Below are 811 nucleotides of genomic sequence, written 5' to 3'. Positions count from 1 at the left end.
TGCCGGCCTAGCTCAACTGGTAGAGCAACTGACTTGTAATCAGTAGGTTGGGGGTTCAAGTCCTCTGGCCGGCACCACTTATTTTCGCCGTAAGGTGAAAATATTGAACAAATGATCCGAGCCATTAGCTCAGTCGGTAGAGCATCTGACTTTTAATCAGAGGGTCGGAGGTTCGAATCCTCCATGGCTCACCATTTGCGGGTGTGGCGGAATTGGCAGACGCGCTAGACTTAGGATCTAGTGCCTCCGGGCGTGGGGGTTCGACTCCCTCCACCCGCATCATCTTGTTCGCGGAAGTAGTTCAGTGGTAGAACACCACCTTGCCAAGGTGGGGGTCGCGGGTTCGAATCCCGTCTTCCGCTCCATTATGCCAAAGTTGTGCCGGGGTGGCGGAATTGGCAGACGCACAGGACTTAAAATCCTGCGGAGGGTGTACCTCCGTGCCGGTTCGAGTCCGGCCCTCGGCACCATTGATTTTCTTTTTGCGCCCGTAGCTCAATTGGATAGAGTGTCTGACTACGGATCAGAAGGTTAGGGGTTCGACTCCTCTCGGGCGCGCCATATAACGGGAAGTAGCTCAGCTTGGTAGAGCACTTGGTTTGGGACCAAGGGGTCGCAGGTTCGAATCCTGTCTTCCCGATATTCCATTGGGGCCTTAGCTCAGCTGGGAGAGCGCCTGCTTTGCACGCAGGAGGTCAGCGGTTCGATCCCGCTAGGCTCCACCATATTATTTCTTTCGAACCTTGAAAACTAAACAAAATAGCCTGAAGTCAATTCGGTTTCTTTCTTATTGATTGGGAAAGAAACAAAC

General features: G+C 53.0%; 8 tRNA genes. All 8 read left to right on the top strand.

Going from position 1 to position 811, the window contains the following annotated elements:
- The first annotated feature begins 1 nt into the window (after position 1).
- A tRNA-Thr gene (locus tag KC820_RS13060) sits at positions 2-77 on the top strand.
- 41 nt (positions 78-118) lie between these two features.
- Positions 119-194: transfer RNA gene (locus KC820_RS13055), tRNA-Lys, on the top strand.
- Positions 195-197: 3 nt separating this feature from the next.
- A tRNA-Leu gene (locus KC820_RS13050) sits at positions 198-279 on the top strand.
- 11 nt (positions 280-290) lie between these two features.
- A tRNA-Gly gene (locus KC820_RS13045) sits at positions 291-365 on the top strand.
- Between the two features lie 15 nt (positions 366-380).
- Positions 381-470 (top strand) — tRNA-Leu (locus tag KC820_RS13040).
- 14 nt (positions 471-484) lie between these two features.
- Positions 485-561, top strand: a tRNA-Arg gene (locus tag KC820_RS13035).
- Between the two features lie 5 nt (positions 562-566).
- Positions 567-640 (top strand) — tRNA-Pro (locus KC820_RS13030).
- 9 nt (positions 641-649) lie between these two features.
- Positions 650-725: transfer RNA gene (locus tag KC820_RS13025), tRNA-Ala, on the top strand.
- Positions 726-811 lie beyond the last annotated feature (86 nt).

It is taken from the genome of Allobacillus saliphilus, from assembly GCF_018138385.1.
GTDB classification, from domain to species: domain Bacteria; phylum Bacillota; class Bacilli; order Bacillales; family Alkalibacillaceae; genus Allobacillus; species Allobacillus saliphilus.
The sequence above is the reverse complement of the archived record's forward strand: the minus strand, read 5'-3'. Positions and strand labels throughout refer to the sequence as shown.